Origin of the sequence: Lamprobacter sp., from assembly GCF_034860625.1 — a bacterium.
Taxonomy (GTDB): domain Bacteria; phylum Pseudomonadota; class Gammaproteobacteria; order Chromatiales; family Chromatiaceae; genus Lamprobacter.
On record NZ_JAYESN010000040.1, the window covers coordinates 1 to 17,057 of the forward strand.

A 17,057-nucleotide genomic window follows, 5' to 3' on the forward strand; every position below is an offset into this window, starting at 1 on the left:
GTCGACCGGCACCTTCTACCTGCTCCGGCCCAACCGATTCCGTTGGGATTACGAGACGCCCAATGAGCAAGAGATCGTCGCCGATGGCTCGCGCATCTACGTCCACGACAAGGAGCTCAACCAGGTCACCCACAGCAGCCAGAAAAAGATCCTCGACGGCACCCCGGCCCAGCTCTTGGCCAGCGAGCAACCGGTCGAGGACTACTTCAGACTGAGCAATCGGGATGAAGGCGACGGCCGCACCTGGGTCGAGCTCGTCCCAAAGACCGAAGACACCGAGATCGTCAAACTGCGCATCGCCTTCAATGATGGCAAGCTCGACAACCTGCTCATGGAAGACCGCTTCGGCCAGCTCACCCGCTTCATCTTCACCGACCTCAAGCGCAACCCCCAGCTCGACTACGCCATGTTCCGCTTCCAGCGCCCGGCAGGGAGTGATTTCTTGCAGGTGGATTGAATCGCACTGACTGTTTTACGCTCGTCACCAAGCCGAGGTGATCTTGGCTTGATTGATCGGAGCGAGCGACAAGGGCCACCAAGATGTCTATTGAAGAGATCAAATCCCAGCTTCAGGCCGAGCTGCCGACCCTGCTCCAGCAAGACATGGGCTTTCGCCTCTGGCTAGAAGACCTGATCCGCCGCACGGCGGTCAGCAGTGAGCGTTTCGATGATCGCTTCGATCGGGTGCTGCGGGAGCTGGCGGCTGACCGCGAAGCGCAGAAGCGCAAGTGGGATGAACAGAACCGCAAGTGGGATGAACAGAACCGCAAGTGGGATGAACAGAACCGCAAGTGGGATGAACAGAACCGCAAGTGGGATGAACAGAACCGCCATCTAGCCGAACAGAACCGTAAGTGGGACGAGCAGAACCGCATCAACCACCAACTACTCGATGAGATCCGGCAGGCGCGCACCCGGCACGAACAGAGTATTGGCGCCTTGGGCGCTCGCTGGGGCCTAGCCTCCGAGGCCAGCTTCCGTTCCGCCCTCAAGGGTATCCTGGAAAAGTCCTTTGGCGTCGAGGTGATCAACGTCAACGAATTCGACGATGAGGGCACGGTCTTCGGCGTGCCCGATCAGGTCGAGATCGACATCATCGTGCGCAATGGCCACCTGATCCTCTGCGAACTCAAGTCATCGATGTCGAAATCGGACATCTACACCTTCGAGCGCAAGGTCCAGTACTACCAGCGCCGCCACGGCCGCGAGGTGAGCCGCAAGCTGGTCATCTCACCGATGGTCCGGCCCGAGGCCCGGCCGGTGGCCGAACGCCTGGGCATCGAGGTCTTTGGCTACGCGGAAGATGTGGAGAATCTCTGACCACTGCCTGGGACCCCGATCACCCGGGACCAAACAGATAGCGCCAAAAAGATCACTCCATCAAAGAGCTTGAGGTCGCCAATGAAATACAAAGTGTCTCTCCGAAAAACTGAAGAGGGCTTTAGCGTTTCCTGCCCGGGTTTGCCTGGCTGCTGGTCTCAAGGTAAAACAGAGCAAGAAGCTTTAGAAAACATCGCGGATGCGATAAGCGAATACATTGCTGTCTCAACAGAATTGGCTGCAACCGAAGAAACCGAAGTACGGGAAGTTGAAGTGGCCGCATAAAGATGCCGAAGATTCCTGGTGTTAATCACCGCGATGCTGTCCGCGCCTTAGAAAAAGCAGGGTACCGAGTTGTCCGGCAAAGTAAGCACATCATCATGTCTGATGGGATACGAATTCTGACCATTCCCAGGGGAAACTCTGTCGATGCTTTCACTCTTGGGGGAATTGTCAAGGATGCGGGCTTGGCAATAGAGGAATTCAAGAAGCTTCTGTGACGCTTGCCCAATACCACTTTGTTTAGATTAATTCCGAGCCCCGAATTCCACCAAGCGCATTGGTCCTCAACCTGGTGGTCTAGGCAGGGCAGCCGTTGCTGGGTGTAGGCATCCACGCGCAGCGCCTCGATGTCGTCTTGGCGCTTCGTGATGCAGCCCCCGTGTCGAGGTACGATCCGGTCCCCCTAACTGGGGCTTGAAGCATCTCATGACACAGAAGTCTGTAAGTCATTGGTTTAGGGCCTTATGCCGAAAACGGCGATTCTATTAAAATCAGTAGCTTACGAGGTCAGAACAGGAGATGTGCGCAACGAGATGAGTCTGAGCCCTAAAGATTCCAAGCCTGGTGCCGTTATACTTCCCCGTGGCATCGTGGGGTTCCTGTTGATGGGGCCGCTGCCGGCAGCACAGGTCATAGGAAGCCAAGATCTTGGCCCTTGGACATCGCCGCCGACGATATTCGCTTGCAGAAGCCCTGGGGCTCACGGAGTTGAGATGATCCGTGAGACAGGGTACCGGATCAGGGAAATTAGGAAGAGAACTGTATGTCAGGCATCAACACGAACGTGGCCTCACTGATTGCACAAAGGAATTTCGGGAAAAGCAAGAACAGCTTAGCAACGGCGATGGAACGCCTGTCCTCGGGAATGCGCATCAACAGCGACGACGGACCGAAGCGGCCAACCGCCGCGAGGCAGGAGCCGAGTCCGGAGCCGCTTGCCGGGAGCAGCGCGCGAAGCAAGCAGCCGCGCGCTCGCGCGTCGCTATCCGCGATCCGTTGGAAGGCAAGCGAAGGCCACCCGGCGAGCCTGGTCCCAACCTGGGCCAGGGCAAGGCCGGACGGCCTCTGTGAGGTCAGGCGAAGTCGTGCTTGACGATCTCAGTCACCCGCCGACAGATCTCGCGACCGTAGTCGGTCCAGAGGCCCTGCCCCCAATAGCGATAGCAGCTGGTCTGCGACGCCATCAGATGGTAGAGCGCATTGCGGTAGTTCGGATCATCGGTCGGGGTCTTCGGCTTCAGCACCTTCTCGTGGAAGACGGAGCTGGCCTCTTCCATCGGTCCGAGTACATTGTCGTAGCCCTTGACCCAGGACAGATCATTGGTCCAGCTGGCGCCGTCCATGTGGAACTGATGGTCGGATTGCTTCAGCTCCTCGATCACCTTGGCCAGCTTCTCGGGGCCATCGCCGGGCTGCATCTGCGCCCAGATCTTGCCCTGTTGCACCGGTCGGATCTCGGTGAAGTCGCTCTCCTTGATGCCCATCGCGAACAGGTGCTCTAGGTACTCGCTGCCGTTCATCAGCGGCACATCGGAGCCTGAAGCGTTGCGCGCAGCCTCGAAGAACTTGTCCGGGAACTCGTTCATCATCACGCCGCCGTTCTCGCCGTCGGCGATCTGGGTCACCAGCGGCGGCACCTGCTTGCCGGCCAGCTCCCAGCGCTGCAGGCTTTGCGCCTCGTACCAAGGCTGCATCTGCGCGACCAGTTTGGTATCCGAGCCCTGGGTCTTGACCAGCGCGATGATGCTGGCGCTCTCGCCCTTGGAGTTGGTGCAGACCAGCCGATGCGGCAGATGCGGGCGCTGTGGATGCCAGCCGTTCTCGGTCTGCTCGACCGAATGCTCCTGCACCAGCACCCATTGAAATCCGCAGTCGTTGAGGGTCTTGACGAACTCGTAGGCGACATCGGGATGGTTCGGCAGCGCCATCTCGGACGGCGAGAAGCCGCGCACACGCTCCAAGGCATCGGTGCCGAACAGGGCGGCGAAGTGGTGCTGGAAGGCCTTCACATGCAGCCGGTAGTCCTGCACCGGGGTCGAGGGCGCGACCGCGTGACCCCAGGGCATGCCGAGCCATTCGACGGCCCAGTTGTAATCGGGGTTCATGGTCATGCCCTTGAGGGCGTCGAGGACATGGCCCTCGCTCATCTGCCGCAGACCGTAGAGCAGCGTACCGGAATATTCGAGCATCACGCGCGGGGATTTGCCCTCGTGGATCAACTGCGGGATGAACTCGCCCATGCGCTTGTAGCACCAGACGAAGGCCGGCGCGTTGTAGTTATCGCCGATGTCCTGGTGGTCCATCATGTACTTGAGGTTGCTGATGATGGCGGCGGTGTGCAGGTCGTCGCCGCCGGCGGGGATCAGCGGTTGATGCTGATGCAAGGCGATCGCGCAGGCAGCGCGGATGCCGCCAAAGTCAACCGCGCCCGGTGACTGGGCGAGAGACCTGTCCTGACCGGCCTTGATGGCCTGCTCGATGGTGGCTTCTTGGCCACAAATATTGGGTAAGCCGTCGATGAGCTCAGGAAGATTAGGCATGTGAGTGGACTCCGAAGGGATTGGGATTTAACACATCAGGTGTCGAGCGCTTGATTGGTTGATCTGGCTGATGAGAAAGGGCGGCATGCGCCTGGCGCAGCCTGAGCTTGCATCATGGCGAATCATGCCCTATTGATCCAGTGGATATTGGCGAGCAAGCGCATCACAAGCGATGTTCCTCGGCATCAAGCTGGTCAAGAACCTGCTCGGCAACATCCAGATCTGACGCGGCGCGATCGCACCAGGCCTCACCCCAGAAGAGGTTGCAGCTGGTCTCGGCGCGCAGCAGATGCCATTGCGCATCATCAAGCCGCTTGCTGTCGTCGGCATCACGGGTGTCGGCGTCCCTGGCAGCAGGGGACACATCGAGCCAAGCATGCAACCGCTCGCTGACCTTGCCGTAACGGGCAATGACATCACGCTGGGTCTGAGAGCCGGTCCATTGGGTGAAGCCTTTGCCGTGATGCCAGCCGGTGTTCCAGGCGCCGGTGGCAACCTGTACCTCGCCGTGCGCGCCGTAGGTGTCGAGATACGCATGGATAAAGCTCGGGCGCAGGTTGGCTTTGCCGGCGCGGATCATGTCGAGCAGTGGCCGGTAGAAGGCGGACCAGTAGTTGGCCCCATCGGTCACATTGCGGAACCAGCCGCCGTTCTCGCCGTCGGTGGCGGTGGTGACCAGTGGCGGGAAATCGCACCAGCGGGTCCGCTCCGCGATCTCATGGACGAACCAGCCCGGGTCCATCCCGGATTCCTGTGCATCGGAAAGCTCGCGGTCGCGCACCACCACGATGATCTCCTCATCACCATAACGGGCGATGTGCGGCCGGTAGCGCAGTTCCTGCCAGCTCATGGGCACCAGCGGTTCGACATGCTCGCTGTCGACCAGCACATAGCGATAGCCGAAACGGCGCAGCAGCGGGATCAGCTCCATCGAGAAGCCCATCTCCGGCGGCCAAAAGCCGCTGAAGTGCGCGCGCCAGAACAGATGCCGGGCGATGCCCTGCCAGCGGCGCAGGTGCTCGGGTCGGTCGGCGGCCGGGATCAGCGGCAGCACGGGATGATAATAACCCGTGCCAAGGATGTCGAAGATCTGCTGATTCTGCAAAAACCAGAGCAGCTTGCCACAGTCGACGATACCGTAGACGCGGGCCTGGAAATCCGGACTCGACAGGGTTTCGAGCAGGGTTCCTGAGAGCGACAGATGCACCCGCGCTAAATCTTCCTGGCCCCAGAGGCTGCGTGGCATGCGGTCGAGCGCGAACAGGATCTCCTTGGCCTCCCAGGTCTGATCCGCGAGCAGATGTTCAAGGTTACCAGGGGGTTGATGGAGGTTCAGGACCAGGGCGTGATGGGCAGGCAGCAAAGCTGGATCTCCGGCATAGGAACAACTGCGCCAGATGATAGCGGATCAGCGCAGTCCGCCACCGCTTGATCTTCTAGGCTTGGCACGCGACATTGACCCTAGACACAGAGAGAATCCGTCCATGCCGCACGTCATCATCGACCCAGACTCGACCTCACTCGCCGAGCGATTTGCGTTGATCAAGGCCCCAAGCCGACGCCGCGCGCGTTTTCCGGAGGGCTGTGTGACGCTGGTCGACAGCGAGGACGCCGCCCGGAGAGGTGGCGATCGGGCAAAAAAGCTCGAACCGGCGGTCGTCTACGGCCCCTCTTCCTCGTCCGAAGGACAGCGGCTCTATTATCTCGTGCGCTGGCTTTGACCCCAATGGAATCGACACACCAAGCGCTCATGCCCATCCTTGCGGTCGCCGGCATCGGCAAATCCTATGCCGAGGGCCATCAGCGCCGCACCGTCTTGGCCGACATCGGCTTTGAGGTCGCTCGCGGCGAATGCATTGCGTTGGTCGGCCAAAGCGGCTCGGGCAAGTCGACGCTGCTCAATCTGCTAGCGGGCATCGACAAGCCTGATACCGGCGATGTTGAGATCATGGGCCGCAGCCTCGGCGCCATGGGCGAGCCCGAACTGACCCTGCTGCGGCGTAAGCACATCGGCTTTATCTATCAGTTTTTCAACCTAATCCCGACCCTGACCCTAGCCGAGAACATTGGCTTACCCCTAGAACTGAATGGCGCCCCTGCCCGCCAACGCAGGGATCGGGTCCGCGACTGGCTGGCCAAGGTTGGGCTCGATGGCCGCGAGGGCGCCTTCCCCGACGAGCTCTCTGGCGGCGAGCAGCAACGCGTCGCCATCGCCCGCGCCCTGATCCACGAACCGGCACTGGTACTGGCTGACGAGCCGACCGGCAACCTCGACGCCCGCACCGGCCAAATCGTGCTGGAACTGCTCGCCCACCTGTTTCGCGACGAGGGCCGCACCCTGATCCTGGTCACCCATAGCCGCAAGGTCTCCGAGATCACCGATCGCATCCTCGCGCTCGACAACGGCCGCCTCAGCAGCAACACTGAATGGCTGTCATGGTGACCCCCGCCCTCGTCAACGCCAGCAGGCGCTATCTCGCACGTCACCCTTGGCAAACCTGGCTCTCGATCGCCGGCATCGCGCTGGGTGTGGCCGTGGTGATCGCCGTCGATCTGGCGAATGAGAGCGCCAAGCGCGGCTTCCAACTGTCGGCGCAACAGGTCGCCGGTCCAGCCACCCATCAGATCCTCGCCGCCAGCGGAACCATCCCCGAGACGCTTTATGCTGAGCTGCGGCTTAAGAAAGGGCTGCGTCTGGCAACGCCGGTGATCGACGCACCGGTGCGCATCGGCGAGCGCAGCCTCAACTTGATCGGCATGGACCTCCTTGCCGCCGTTGCGATGCGCCCCGCATTGCGCGCCAGCCTCGGTCAGCCCGAGATCCGTGACGACGCCGACCGCGAAACCAGAGAACAGACAAGCACAGGCAACCGGGCGCCAGCAGTGGAGGGCCTTATCGGTCTCCTGCGCCTGCTGCGTGACCCCGCCACCCTGGCCCTGAGCCGGGATGATGCCGAGCGCCTCGGCCTGCAACCCGGTGATCCGTTCGCCCTCGACCTCGGCGGCGCAAGCCTGCCGATGACGCTTGCCACTCTCTTGCCCGAACAGGCCGGCTTGAGCGGACTCGCGATCACCGACATAGCCACCGCCCAAGAGGTGCTTGGGCGTATCGGCGAGATTGAGCGCATCGACCTGATCCTGACCGAGGCCGAGGCCGAAGCTGTTGCCGCCATCCTGCCCGCTGGCATCCGACTCGAGGCCACCGCGCAGCGCAGCAACGCGCTTGCCCAGATGACCCGCGCCTTCCACACCAACCTCACCGCGATGAGCCTGCTCGCCATGTTGGTCGGCGCCTTCATCGTCTACAACACCATGACCTTTGCCGTACTGCAGCGCCGCCCGCTGCTCGGTACCCTGCGCATGCTCGGCACCACCCGTCGTCAGCTGTTCAGCCTGGTGCTGATCGAGACCCTGGCCCTCGCCCTAGTCGGTGCCCTGCTCGGTGTGCTGCTCGGCATCGTGGTCGGCGCTGGCCTGGTGCAATTGGTCACCCGCACCATCAATGACCTCTACTTCCAGCTCAATGTGCGCAGCCTCCATCTTGCCCCGCTGTCGCTGCTCAAGGGTCTCGGTCTCGGCCTCGGCGTCACCCTGCTCGCCGCGCTCGGCCCAGCTCTCGAGGCCGCAGGCTCGCAGCCGCGCGATGTCATCCGCCGGACCCAGGTCGAAGGCAAAGCGCGCCGCCTGCTGCCCTGGTTCGCAGCCAGCGGCATCCTCCTCATCCTCGCCGGGCTCAGCCTGATCGCCCTCTCTGCGCGCGCTATGGGCATCGGGTTCCTCGCCCTATTCCTAGTGATTGTCGGCAGCGCACTGCTGATGCCACTGGCAGTCCAGGGCTTCGCAACCCTGACGACGCCCCTATTCGGACGCCTGTTCGGTATCCAAGGACGACTGGCCGCGCGTGGCATCACCGCCTCCATCACCCGCTCCGGTCTTGCCGTCGCCGCGCTCGCCGTTGCGGTGTCCGCAACGCTGGGCGTCAGCATCATGATCGGCAGCTTTCGGACCAGCGTCTCCGACTGGCTGGCCAATACCCTGACCAGCGATCTCTACATCTCCGCCGAATCCAGCAGCGGCGCCAATCACGGCGGCCATCTGCCCCCAGAACTGGCGGATCAGCTGCTGGCACTCCCCGAGGTCCAGGCCATCAGTCAGAGCCGCAGTCATCGCATCGAGACCCGCGAAGGCCCCCTGCTCCTGCTCGCGCTCGAATCCAGCGACGGCGAACCACGCGGTTTCAATTTCCAAGGCACGATCGCCAAGGATCTTTGGCCCCGCTGGCATGCCGGCGAGCTCGTCTTGATCTCGCAACCACTGGCCTACCGCCGCCAACTTGAGGTTGGCGATCGTATGGATCTGTTCACCACCAGCGGCTGGCAGACCTTCGAGATCGGCGCCGTTTTCCAAGACTACGGTAGCGATAGCGGCACCCTCATCCTGCCGCGTCCCCTCTATGCCGAGCGCTGGAACGACCCGGCGATTTCCTCGTTCGGACTCGTCCTCACCGAGGAGGCCGATGCCGAAGCAGTCAGCCAACAGGTCGACCGCATCCTGGCCGAACTCGATATCCTGACCAGCGTGCAGACCAACCGTGCCATCCGCGAACGCTCCCTCGAGATCTTCGATCAGACCTTCACCATTACCAAGGTCTTGCGACTGCTCGCCGTCGGCGTTGCCTTCGTCGGCATCCTCAGCGCCCTGATGGCACTCGAGCTGGAGCGCGCGCGCGACTACGCCGTGCTGCGCGCCACCGGGATGACCCGAGGCCAACTGCGTATGCTCATTTTGATTCAAACCTCGGCGATGGGCCTCGCCGCTGGCCTCCTTGCCATCCCCCTTGGCCTCGCCATGGGCGACCTGCTGATCAGCGTCATCAACCTCCGCTCCTTCGGCTGGAGCATGCCCATGCAGGTCCAGCCTCAAACCCTCATCTCGGGGCTCTTCCTCGCCTGGCTCGCCGCCATCCTAGCCGGCCTCTACCCGGCCATCCGAGCTGCGAAAGCCGTTCCCGCTCGGGCGCTGCGCGAAGAATAGGGCCTATGGCGGAAAACCCGATCATCGCGTGCTGACCAATACGCTTCGATTGACCAGAAAGGTCGTGTATTCTCTGCCCTAGCTGAATACCAATGCAGTACTCGGAGGCGAGTGAGTGACATGGCTGAAGACAAAAACCTCGTGACCAAGAAGACCACCGCAAAAGCGACCACGGCTGAGGCTAAGCCGGATGTGAGTCGTCCAGATACCAGGAAGCCAGATGCTAGACCGGTCACCAAGAAGACCAGCAGTAAAAAAACCGCAGCCAAGAAAACGGCCCCGGCCAAGACCAGCGGTGCAACAAGCACCACCCGTACACCCACGAAGAAGGTAACCAAGAAGGCGAGTGCCTCAGCATCGACCCCGAGCCCTACCGGCACAAGCCCAGCGGCCAAGCCCATCACGAAGAAGACAGCCAGCAAAAAGGCCACCGCACAACCGCGCGAAGAGCGTCCGGTTACCCTGAGCCCGGTCACCCAGGTCGACGCTGAAGAACGCTATCGCATGATTCAGGAAGCCGCCTACTACATCGCCGAGAAACGCGGTTTCGCGCCAGGCAATCATGCCGATGACTGGGCTGCTGCCGAGGCGCAAATCGACGAGATCTTGGGCAAGGGCGGACGATAACAGCGACTTTGCGACGGCAGCGATGGACTACCTGACAACCCCGGAGCAGACAAACCCCGATCCCGCCCAGTTTCGCACGCAAGCGATGGAGCGCGGGCTCGACCGCGAGGATCTGGATGCCGATCCAATGCTGCAGTTCCAGCGCTGGTATCAAGAGACCCTTTCGACCCAGCTGCCGGAGCCAAACGCCATGTCCCTCGCGACCGTCGCCAAGAACGGCCAACCGAGCCTGCGCACCGTGCTGCTCAAGCTCTATGATGCCGAGGGCTTCGTCTTCTTTACCAACTATCAAAGCGCCAAGGCACAGCAGATCGACCTCAATCACCAAGTCGCCCTGCTTTTCCCCTGGGTAGCGCTGGCGCGGCAGGTCAGTATCCTCGGTAGCGCTGAGCGCATCCCGACCAGCGAGTCGCTGCGCTACTTTCTCACCCGAGGCCGTGGCAGCCGCATCGGAGCCTGGGCCTCGCCGCAGAGTCAAGTGATCAGCTCACGCTCGCTACTCGAGCAGAAGGTTGCCCGGATCAAGCAGCGCTTCAATGATGGCGAGATCCCCTTGCCAGACTTCTGGGGCGGCTACCGTGTGGTTCCGACCAGCATCGAATTCTGGCAAGGCCGTGACAGCCGGCTGCACGATCGTTTCCGCTACCAGCGAGAAGCGCCCGGGACATCCTGGCAGATTGAGCGGCTCGCGCCCTAAGTGGGGGGCACTCCTTCTCCGAGGATGAGCAAGGCACCATGAACCCTAGGAGGCTCGACTGAGATGCCCGAGACCGGCGACGCCGCTACCGATCGACCGGTCGGTCTGATCCTTGCTGGCGGCGCTGCTCGGCGCATGGGCGGCATCGACAAAGGCCTACTCGAGCTCAACGGCCGGCCGCTCGTGCAATGGGTTGTCGAGGCACTGCGACCTCAGGTATCAAGCCTGCTGATCAGCGCTAACCGGAATCAGCAACGTTACGCCGAGCTGGGCTGGCCCGTAGTCGCTGATGAGAAGCCAAACGGTCAAGCAGACGGCGCGGAGACCTATCAGGGGCCGCTCGCCGGCATCGCTGCCGCACTCTCCTTCCTCTCCGCACAGACACAAGACCGCGGCCCACAGCCCAGCGACCCTGACTGGCTTCTCATCACCCCCTGTGATACGCCATTGATCCCCGGCGATCTTGGCCTCCGCCTTGCCGTCGCCCTCAAGCAACAGCCAGCCAACCAACAGCCAGCCAGCATCGCCATCGCTGCTGACCGCGAACGCACCCATCCACTGCACGCGCTCATTTCGTTTCAGGTCCGCGATGATCTTTATGCCTATCTCGCTGAGGGTGGACGCAGCGTTCTGGGCTGGCTTGCGCGGCATTCAGTCGTCACTCTCACCTTTGCACAAACCCCGAGCCCCTTTACCAACCTGAACCGATTCGCCGACACTGCATCGATTCGTGCACAGATGGAGCGCTGCGGACCCCCTTGAGGACTGACGCCCATGAGTCGATGACAGCCGGTTTTGATACGCCCGACTCAGTGGCACTGATGCTGCGCCAAGAGCAAAAAACAACTGCACCAATGTATGAAATGTCAATTGTCCGCGCCACAATCACTGAAAAAATCAGCCACCTGCGCTGGTGTTGGCCCACTCAGCCAGGGGATTACGCCGAAACAGGGTGCCGGTAGACGCTCCCGCAAGGTTGCCAGATTCTCCTCCGCAGCGGCCATTGCGGGATCGATCCGATTCGCGACCCAGCCCGCCAGCTGCAAGCCAGAGGCTTGGATCGACTCAGCGCTCAGCAGCGCATGATTGAGACAACCAAGCCGCAGGCCGACCACCAGGACCACAGGGAGATCCAGTGCACTTGGCAGATCAGCCAGCGTTAGACAAGGCCCGAGCGGCACTCGCCAGCCGCCAGCGCCTTCGACCAACACCCAGTCCGCCTGGGCGGCCAGACGCGCATAGGCCGTCTTGATCGGCTCGAGCTGAATCTCGACACCCGCGTGCGCGGCCGCGATGTGCGGGGCAATCGGCGGCGCGAAGGCATAGGGGTTGATCGCCGAATAAGCCAGCGGCTTTGACCCTTGAGCCTGAATCCGCAGCGCGTCTTCATTGCGCAGGCCATCTGCCGTCAGCACAGAGCCCGCGGCGACCGGCTTCATCCCAAGCACGCTCAGCCCACGTCGCTGCAAGGCCGCCATCAGCCCAAGCGTCACCTCCGTCTTGCCAACCTCGGTATCGGTGCCAGTCACGAAGAGCCCCTGCGCTTGGGGCTGCAACCTCTCCTTCGCCGGTGCCGATGCTGAGCTGATCTCTACCGCATCAATCATCCCGCATGCATCGTAGCGTTGTTCGCGTCATCTTGATCTCATCATGAAGCGCCTTGGTGAATGAATCTATCAACCGTAAATGATGCAGGCTTTCACAGATTTTAATATTATAAAACAATGTCTTATAAGGCTTGTCCCGCTCATCGTGCTGCCCGTCGCGGGATTGCTGACAGCGGGATGGCCACGCCATCGGCGGTCTGCTGCTGCGCCGGCGTTTTGGCACCAGCCGGCATCCAAGCCTGACCGTAGACTACTTCCCAGGTCGAGGGCAGCCGGCCATCGCGCCGCTCCTGTTCGTAGGCCTGCTCGAGTGCGCTGAGCCGGTGGCGTCCAGTCATCGCGCGCGGGCGATCCTGCAAGGCGTTGCGACCGCCAATCGCCTTGAGATCACGCATCAGGCCCTGGACGTTCTCATAGGTCATGGTGATGCGCTCGGCGTCCATCACCGGATCAGCAAACCCCGCGCGCATCAATGCGTCGCCGATGTCGTGCATATCCAGAAACGGGCTGACATGGGCATGGGCGCCATCATCCGCCAGCGCCCAGGCGCGACGCAGCTCGATCAGGGTATCCGGGCCGAAGGTGGTGAACATCAGCAGGCCCTCGGGACGTAGCACGCGGCGCAGTTCGGTGAAGGCGCGCGCGAGATCCCCGGCCCATTGCAGGCTGGCGTTGGAGATCACCAGGTCGACCGACTCATCGGCCAGCGGCAGCGCTTCCAGGTCAGCACAGAGGGGTCGTGGCCGATTCAGCCAGGTGCCCCGACGGCGCGCGCGTCGCAGCATCGACTCGGCGAGGTCGAGGGCGATGATCTTGGCCTTGCGCCAGCGCTTGGCGAGCGCGTTGATGCCCTGCCCGGTGCCGCAACCGAGATCGAGGATGGTCTGCGGCTTGAGACGCACATAGTCGAGCCGCTCGAGCATCCGACTGCCGATCTCACGCTGCAGCACCGCGGCTTCGTCATAGCTCGCCGCAGCACGCTCGAAGGCTCTGCGCGCGGCGCGTTTGTCGATTGGACTGATGCTCTGGCCTATGCTTGGCTCCATGCTTGGACTCATGATCGGACTCATAGGATCAGACTCATGGGGATGATCAGACTCATGCCGAAGCCCCATAGAGGAAGTCAACGATGGCTGCGGCAACCGCGTCGCCATGCGACAGCAGCGGCGCATGGGCAGCACCCGAAATGGTCTGACAGCGGGCGTTCGGCATCAGCAACTCGATGCGCTCGGCGACGGCGGCCGGCACCAGGGTATCGCGCTCGCCGAAGAGCCAGAGCGCGGGTTGTGGAATATCGGCGAGACGCGCGCGCAGATCTTCTTCACGCAGTAGGTCGAGACCGGCGAGCAGGGCTTCCGGCTGTGGCTGTGGCCGCTCAGCGATGCCAGCGCGCAGGCGCCTGAGGATCTCGCGGGCCTCTTCGCTGCCACGCACTTGCAGCGAGAGGAAGCGCTCGAGGGTGGCGTTTGGATCATCGAGCAGCGAGGCGTGGAAGCCTTCGAAAATCTCATCCGGCATCGCTGCTTGCCAATCGGCGGCTTGGACGAAGCGCGGGTTGGCGGTGACCAGGATCAGGGCGCTGATGCGGCTTGATCGCTGGTGGCTGCGGCTTGTTGGCTGACTGCGGCTGATGTGGATGGAGTTCGATGCTGAACTGGGGCTGCCTACTTTGTCGCGGTTTGAAGGTTGGCCATCGCTTGTTGCGAAGCTGAAGCTGGGCTTGTCTTCGGCCGGTACCTGCTGTCCTGGTCCAAGTGAACGGCCGGGCACGCGCGTCTGCAGCGCGGCTTGCAGGGCGACGAGGGCACCGAGGGACCAGCCGAGCCAGATGGCCTGTTCGGGGGCTTGGGCGAGCACGGTGTCGGCCCAGTCCGGGAGGTCGCGCCACTGTGGCTCAAAGCGCGCCTGGCCGTGGCCGGGAAGCTCGATGGGGTGCAGCTGGAAGCGATCGGTGAGGGTTGCCGGAAGCGCATCCCAGACGGCGTTGTTCATACCCCAGCCGTGGAGGAGGACGAGATTGGGTCGGTCGTTGTACATCGTTGATCAATGATTGGTGATTTGGGCGGATAGCGGGCATGAATGCGGTTCGGTTGCCTGCTTGACGTTTGTGTCGGCCTTGGCGTTTGTGTCGGCGCCGGGTAGCGGCCGCCGGGGGACGCCGTGAATCCATCCTTGGAGGCTTGAGCACAGCATCCTTGCTGTGCACACCCCCGGCGACCGCTACCCGACACCTCTGGCGAGTGGCGTTGCTGCTCCGGGCCACTATTGTGGAAGCCTGGCCAAGGTCTCGAGGAGCCGATCGACATCGGTCGCTTGGTGCGCTGCTGAGAAGGTGATGCGTAAGCGCGCGGAGCCCTGCGGGACCGTTGGTGGGCGGATTGCGGTGACCAGGATACCGTTGTCTTCGAGGAATTGGCTCCAGCGCAGGGCGGTATCGACATCGCCGGCAATCAGCGGCTGTATCGGTGTCGGCGAGTCGGCCAGGGCCAGTCCGAGGCTGTCGGCACCGGCGCGAAAGTGGCTGATCAACTGCTGCAGGTGGTCGCGACGCTCCGGTTCTTGTTGTGCGATCTGGAGCGCTTTGAGGGTGGCGGTGGCGAGCGCGGGCGGCAGCGCGGTGGTGTAGATATAGCTGCGCGCGCGTTGGATCAGGTAGTCAATGAGGTCGGAGCTGCCAGCGACGAAGGCGCCAAAGGTGCCGATGGCCTTGCCGAGGGTGCCGACCAGGATTGGCACTGCCGCCTCGGCCTCGGGGCCGTCGAGGCCAAGGTGCTCGAGCGTACCCCGGCCTCCAGCGCCGAGCACGCCGATGCCATGGGCATCGTCGACCATTAGGTGCGCATCGCTGTGGCTGGCAAGGCTTGCCAGGGCGGGGATCGGCGCAAGGTCGCCATCCATGCTGAAGACGCCGTCGGTCAGGATCAAGCGGCGTTGCTTGCGGTCAGTGCTAACCCTGGTCTGGCTGGCATGAGAAGAATGGCTGGTATTGTCGCTACGGATACCGTCGCCGCTTCGATCGCTGCCGCTGCAGCCATTGCCGCTGCCGCCACCGCTGTCTTGACCGTAGTCGTCACCTTGTCCATTGCCCTTGCTAAGCATGCGTTTAAGTTGGTCGACGTCGGCATGCAGGTAACGACGCAGCCGGGCTTGGCTCAACCGGGCACCATCGAGTAGCGAGGCATGGTTGAGCCGATCAGCAAAGATCTGGTCACTGCGGCCACAGAGGGCTTGGATCACGCCAAGGTTGGCCATGTAGCCAGTGGAGAACAGCAGCGCTCGCTCGCGGCCAACGAAGGCGGCAAGCGCTGTTTCGAGTGCTTCGTGTGCCTCATGGTGGCCGGTGATGAGATGCGAGGCGCCGCTGCCAACACCGTCGCGCGCGGCGCCTTCGCGCCATGCCTCGATCACCGCCGGATGGGCGGCAAGCCCGAGATAGTCATTGCTGCAGAAGGCGAGCATCTCCCGACCATCGATGCGCGGCCGCACAGCTTGCGGGCCGGCGAGCAGCCGTCGCTGGCGGTAGAGGCCAGCAGCGCGCAGGCGATCGAGCTCAGGAGCAAACTCGATCATCTTAGCCACATCTGGGCCGAGCCTGAGCTTCCACACAGGCTTGCCCGGCTCGCCCAGTTCGCCTTGTTGGCATCGATCGACCACCTGGATTGGCCCCAGTGCTCGACAGTGCGCAGCATGCCCACCCAAGCCGCTGATCCTTCCCGCGTTGACCATCCATCACCTTCAGACGCTCACGGCCTGCCCCATCGGCGCATCGGGATGATCCTGTGGCGATCGCCCATGCCCTGGTGTCGCTGCATGCTGCGCTTTCGCAGGATTCGGCTGCTCGTCAGGGTTTGGCCGATCGATGGACTGATGGTCGATGAACTTATGGCAGCCACCAGGCTGATCACGCCCTTCAAGCTTGGCCTCCTCGGGCTGCAGACCAAGGCGGGCGAAGAGCTGCTGGTCACGCGCCGCCTCAGCGTTGTCGGTAGTGAGCAGCCGATCGCCATAGAACACGGAGTTGGCGCCAGCGGCAAAGCAGAGTGCCTGCAGTTCGTCGGACATGCTGGCACGGCCGGCTGACAGGCGCACATAAGAGGCCGGCATCATGATGCGAGCGACGGCAATGGTGCGCACCAGCTCGAACGGATCGAGCACCTCGGTGCCGAACAAGGGCGTGCCCTCCACCTGTACCAGCAGGTTGATCGGCACCGATTCGGGATGCGCCGGTAGGTTGGTCAGCTGACAGAGCATCGAGGCGCGGTCGCGACGCGATTCGCCCATGCCGAGGATGCCGCCGCTGCAGGTCTTCAGCCCGGCCTCGCGCACATAGTCGAGGGTCTGCAGCCGGTCTTGGTAGGTCCGAGTGCTGATGACTTGGCCATAGAACTCGGGTGAGGTATCGAGGTTATGGTTGTAGTAGTCGAGCCCGGCCTGGCGCAGGCGCTGCGCCTGGTCCTGCTCCAGCATGCCGAGGGTGACGCAGGTCTCCAGCCCTAACGCCTTGACCCCGCTGACCATGGCGATGACCTGCTCCAGGTTCTTGTCGGTCGGATTGCGCCAAGCCGCCCCCATGCAGAAGCGTGTAGCGCCCTCCTCGCGCGCCGCCCGAGCCGCGTCGAGCACCTCGGACACCGGTAGCAGGTGCTCGCGCTCGAGGCCGGTCTCGTGCTGGGCGCTCTGTGAGCAATAGCCGCAGTCTTCCGGACAGGCGCCCGTCTTGATGCTAAGTAGGGTGCTGACCTGGATGCGGTTCGGATCGAAATGGTGGCGGTGGGCTGTTTGCGCACGGAACAGCAGGTCATTGAGCGGCTGGTCGAGCAGCAAAGCGGCCTCGTCGACTGACCAGTCGTGGCGAATCGCTACGCTGCGCTCAATCGGGCTGGTCGCACGCGGTGGATGTGTTGTCATAGCAGAAGTCCGACGGCGAAGACAGCCCTCTAGCCTAACCCT

At 62.6% G+C, this 17,057-nt stretch carries 17 protein-coding genes and 1 pseudogene; 11 read left to right on the forward strand and 7 right to left on the reverse strand.

The window, feature by feature from the left end:
• The 5 genes and pseudogenes from VBE63_RS12110 to VBE63_RS12130 all read left to right on the forward strand — a co-directional run.
• The coding region (locus VBE63_RS12110; RefSeq protein WP_323683284.1) for a LolA family protein at positions 1 to 457 on the forward strand (457 nt) is incomplete at its 5' end.
• An 83-nt stretch (positions 458 to 540) separates the two neighbouring features.
• Positions 541 to 1,320, forward strand: coding sequence for a PD-(D/E)XK nuclease family protein (locus VBE63_RS12115; RefSeq protein ID WP_323683285.1), 780 nt, complete (start codon positions 541 to 543; stop codon positions 1,318 to 1,320).
• A gap of 81 nt (positions 1,321 to 1,401) precedes the next feature.
• Positions 1,402 to 1,605: a type II toxin-antitoxin system HicB family antitoxin gene (locus tag VBE63_RS12120; RefSeq protein ID WP_323683286.1), complete on the forward strand. Its 204-nt coding sequence runs from the start codon at positions 1,402 to 1,404 to the stop codon at positions 1,603 to 1,605.
• Between the two features lie 2 nt (positions 1,606 to 1,607).
• Positions 1,608 to 1,820: a type II toxin-antitoxin system HicA family toxin gene (locus VBE63_RS12125; protein ID WP_323683287.1), complete on the forward strand. Its 213-nt coding sequence runs from the start codon at positions 1,608 to 1,610 to the stop codon at positions 1,818 to 1,820.
• A gap of 545 nt (positions 1,821 to 2,365) precedes the next feature.
• A pseudogene (locus VBE63_RS12130) lies at positions 2,366 to 2,482 on the forward strand (flagellin); the annotation flags it as partial.
• Between the two features lie 193 nt (positions 2,483 to 2,675).
• Here VBE63_RS12130 and VBE63_RS12135 read toward each other — a convergent pair.
• Entirely contained in the window at positions 2,676 to 4,142 is a 1,467-nt protein-coding gene (locus tag VBE63_RS12135) for a glycosyl hydrolase family 57 (RefSeq protein ID WP_323683288.1), read from the reverse strand.
• Positions 4,143 to 4,305: 163 nt separating this feature from the next.
• Positions 4,306 to 5,502, reverse strand: coding sequence for a glycoside hydrolase family 57 (locus VBE63_RS12140; RefSeq protein ID WP_323683324.1), 1,197 nt, complete (start codon positions 5,500 to 5,502; stop codon positions 4,306 to 4,308).
• A gap of 124 nt (positions 5,503 to 5,626) precedes the next feature.
• Here VBE63_RS12140 and VBE63_RS12145 point away from each other — a divergent pair, with 124 nt between their 5' ends.
• From VBE63_RS12145 to mobA, 6 genes are all read left to right on the forward strand, one after another.
• Complete coding sequence (locus VBE63_RS12145; protein WP_323683289.1) at positions 5,627 to 5,863, forward strand: hypothetical protein; 237 nt, start codon at positions 5,627 to 5,629, stop codon at positions 5,861 to 5,863.
• Positions 5,864 to 5,868: 5 nt separating this feature from the next.
• On the forward strand, positions 5,869 to 6,585 hold the full coding sequence (locus VBE63_RS12150; protein WP_323683290.1) for an ABC transporter ATP-binding protein: 717 nt from the start codon (positions 5,869 to 5,871) through the stop codon (positions 6,583 to 6,585).
• Positions 6,570 to 9,176, forward strand: coding sequence for an ABC transporter permease (locus VBE63_RS12155; protein WP_323683291.1), 2,607 nt, complete (start codon positions 6,570 to 6,572; stop codon positions 9,174 to 9,176). The genes VBE63_RS12150 and VBE63_RS12155 overlap by 16 nt, the downstream gene beginning before the upstream one ends.
• Before the next feature lie 120 nt (positions 9,177 to 9,296).
• Entirely contained in the window at positions 9,297 to 9,803 is a 507-nt protein-coding gene (locus tag VBE63_RS12160) for a DUF2934 domain-containing protein (RefSeq protein WP_323683292.1), read from the forward strand.
• 22 nt (positions 9,804 to 9,825) lie between these two features.
• A complete protein-coding gene (pdxH, locus tag VBE63_RS12165; RefSeq protein WP_323683293.1) occupies positions 9,826 to 10,500 on the forward strand; it encodes a pyridoxamine 5'-phosphate oxidase in 675 nt (224 codons plus the stop codon).
• A gap of 63 nt (positions 10,501 to 10,563) precedes the next feature.
• Positions 10,564 to 11,262, forward strand: coding sequence for a molybdenum cofactor guanylyltransferase MobA (mobA, locus tag VBE63_RS12170; RefSeq protein WP_323683294.1), 699 nt, complete (start codon positions 10,564 to 10,566; stop codon positions 11,260 to 11,262).
• A gap of 104 nt (positions 11,263 to 11,366) precedes the next feature.
• On the opposite strand, the gene bioD is transcribed toward mobA, so the two are convergent.
• The 5 genes from bioD to bioB form a co-directional block, all read right to left on the reverse strand.
• Positions 11,367 to 12,107 (reverse strand): dethiobiotin synthase, encoded by a 741-nt coding sequence (gene bioD, locus VBE63_RS12175; protein WP_323683295.1) that lies wholly within the window; start codon positions 12,105 to 12,107, stop codon positions 11,367 to 11,369.
• Between the two features lie 140 nt (positions 12,108 to 12,247).
• Positions 12,248 to 13,153: a malonyl-ACP O-methyltransferase BioC gene (bioC, locus tag VBE63_RS12180; RefSeq protein WP_323683296.1), complete on the reverse strand. Its 906-nt coding sequence runs from the start codon at positions 13,151 to 13,153 to the stop codon at positions 12,248 to 12,250.
• 52 nt (positions 13,154 to 13,205) lie between these two features.
• Positions 13,206 to 14,144: an alpha/beta fold hydrolase gene (locus VBE63_RS12185; RefSeq protein ID WP_323683297.1), complete on the reverse strand. Its 939-nt coding sequence runs from the start codon at positions 14,142 to 14,144 to the stop codon at positions 13,206 to 13,208.
• Positions 14,145 to 14,369: 225 nt separating this feature from the next.
• Positions 14,370 to 15,677: an 8-amino-7-oxononanoate synthase gene (locus VBE63_RS12190; protein WP_323683298.1), complete on the reverse strand. Its 1,308-nt coding sequence runs from the start codon at positions 15,675 to 15,677 to the stop codon at positions 14,370 to 14,372.
• Between the two features lie 165 nt (positions 15,678 to 15,842).
• A complete protein-coding gene (gene bioB / locus VBE63_RS12195; protein ID WP_323683299.1) occupies positions 15,843 to 17,015 on the reverse strand; it encodes a biotin synthase BioB in 1,173 nt (390 codons plus the stop codon).
• Between the last annotated feature and the right edge of the window lie 42 nt (positions 17,016 to 17,057).

Excerpts from the sequence above, each read along its gene's own strand:
- VBE63_RS12160 (WP_323683292.1), top strand. The coding sequence starts at position 9,297 with ATGGCTGAAGACAAAAACCTCGTGACCAAGAAGACCACCGCAAAAGCG.
- VBE63_RS12190 (WP_323683298.1), bottom strand. The coding sequence starts at position 15,677 with ATGATCGAGTTTGCTCCTGAGCTCGATCGCCTGCGCGCTGCTGGCCTC.
- pdxH (WP_323683293.1), top strand. The coding sequence starts at position 9,826 with ATGGACTACCTGACAACCCCGGAGCAGACAAACCCCGATCCCGCCCAG.
- bioC (WP_323683296.1), bottom strand. The coding sequence starts at position 13,153 with ATGGAGCCAAGCATAGGCCAGAGCATCAGTCCAATCGACAAACGCGCC.
- bioB (WP_323683299.1), bottom strand. The coding sequence starts at position 17,015 with ATGACAACACATCCACCGCGTGCGACCAGCCCGATTGAGCGCAGCGTA.
- bioD (WP_323683295.1), bottom strand. The coding sequence starts at position 12,107 with ATGATTGATGCGGTAGAGATCAGCTCAGCATCGGCACCGGCGAAGGAG.
- VBE63_RS12150 (WP_323683290.1), top strand. The coding sequence starts at position 5,869 with ATGGAATCGACACACCAAGCGCTCATGCCCATCCTTGCGGTCGCCGGC.
- mobA (WP_323683294.1), top strand. The coding sequence starts at position 10,564 with ATGCCCGAGACCGGCGACGCCGCTACCGATCGACCGGTCGGTCTGATC.
- VBE63_RS12120 (WP_323683286.1), top strand. The coding sequence starts at position 1,402 with ATGAAATACAAAGTGTCTCTCCGAAAAACTGAAGAGGGCTTTAGCGTT.
- VBE63_RS12125 (WP_323683287.1), top strand. The coding sequence starts at position 1,608 with ATGCCGAAGATTCCTGGTGTTAATCACCGCGATGCTGTCCGCGCCTTA.
- VBE63_RS12135 (WP_323683288.1), bottom strand. The coding sequence starts at position 4,142 with ATGCCTAATCTTCCTGAGCTCATCGACGGCTTACCCAATATTTGTGGC.
- VBE63_RS12145 (WP_323683289.1), top strand. The coding sequence starts at position 5,627 with ATGCCGCACGTCATCATCGACCCAGACTCGACCTCACTCGCCGAGCGA.
- VBE63_RS12185 (WP_323683297.1), bottom strand. The coding sequence starts at position 14,144 with ATGTACAACGACCGACCCAATCTCGTCCTCCTCCACGGCTGGGGTATG.
- VBE63_RS12115 (WP_323683285.1), top strand. The coding sequence starts at position 541 with ATGTCTATTGAAGAGATCAAATCCCAGCTTCAGGCCGAGCTGCCGACC.
- VBE63_RS12155 (WP_323683291.1), top strand. The coding sequence starts at position 6,570 with ATGGCTGTCATGGTGACCCCCGCCCTCGTCAACGCCAGCAGGCGCTAT.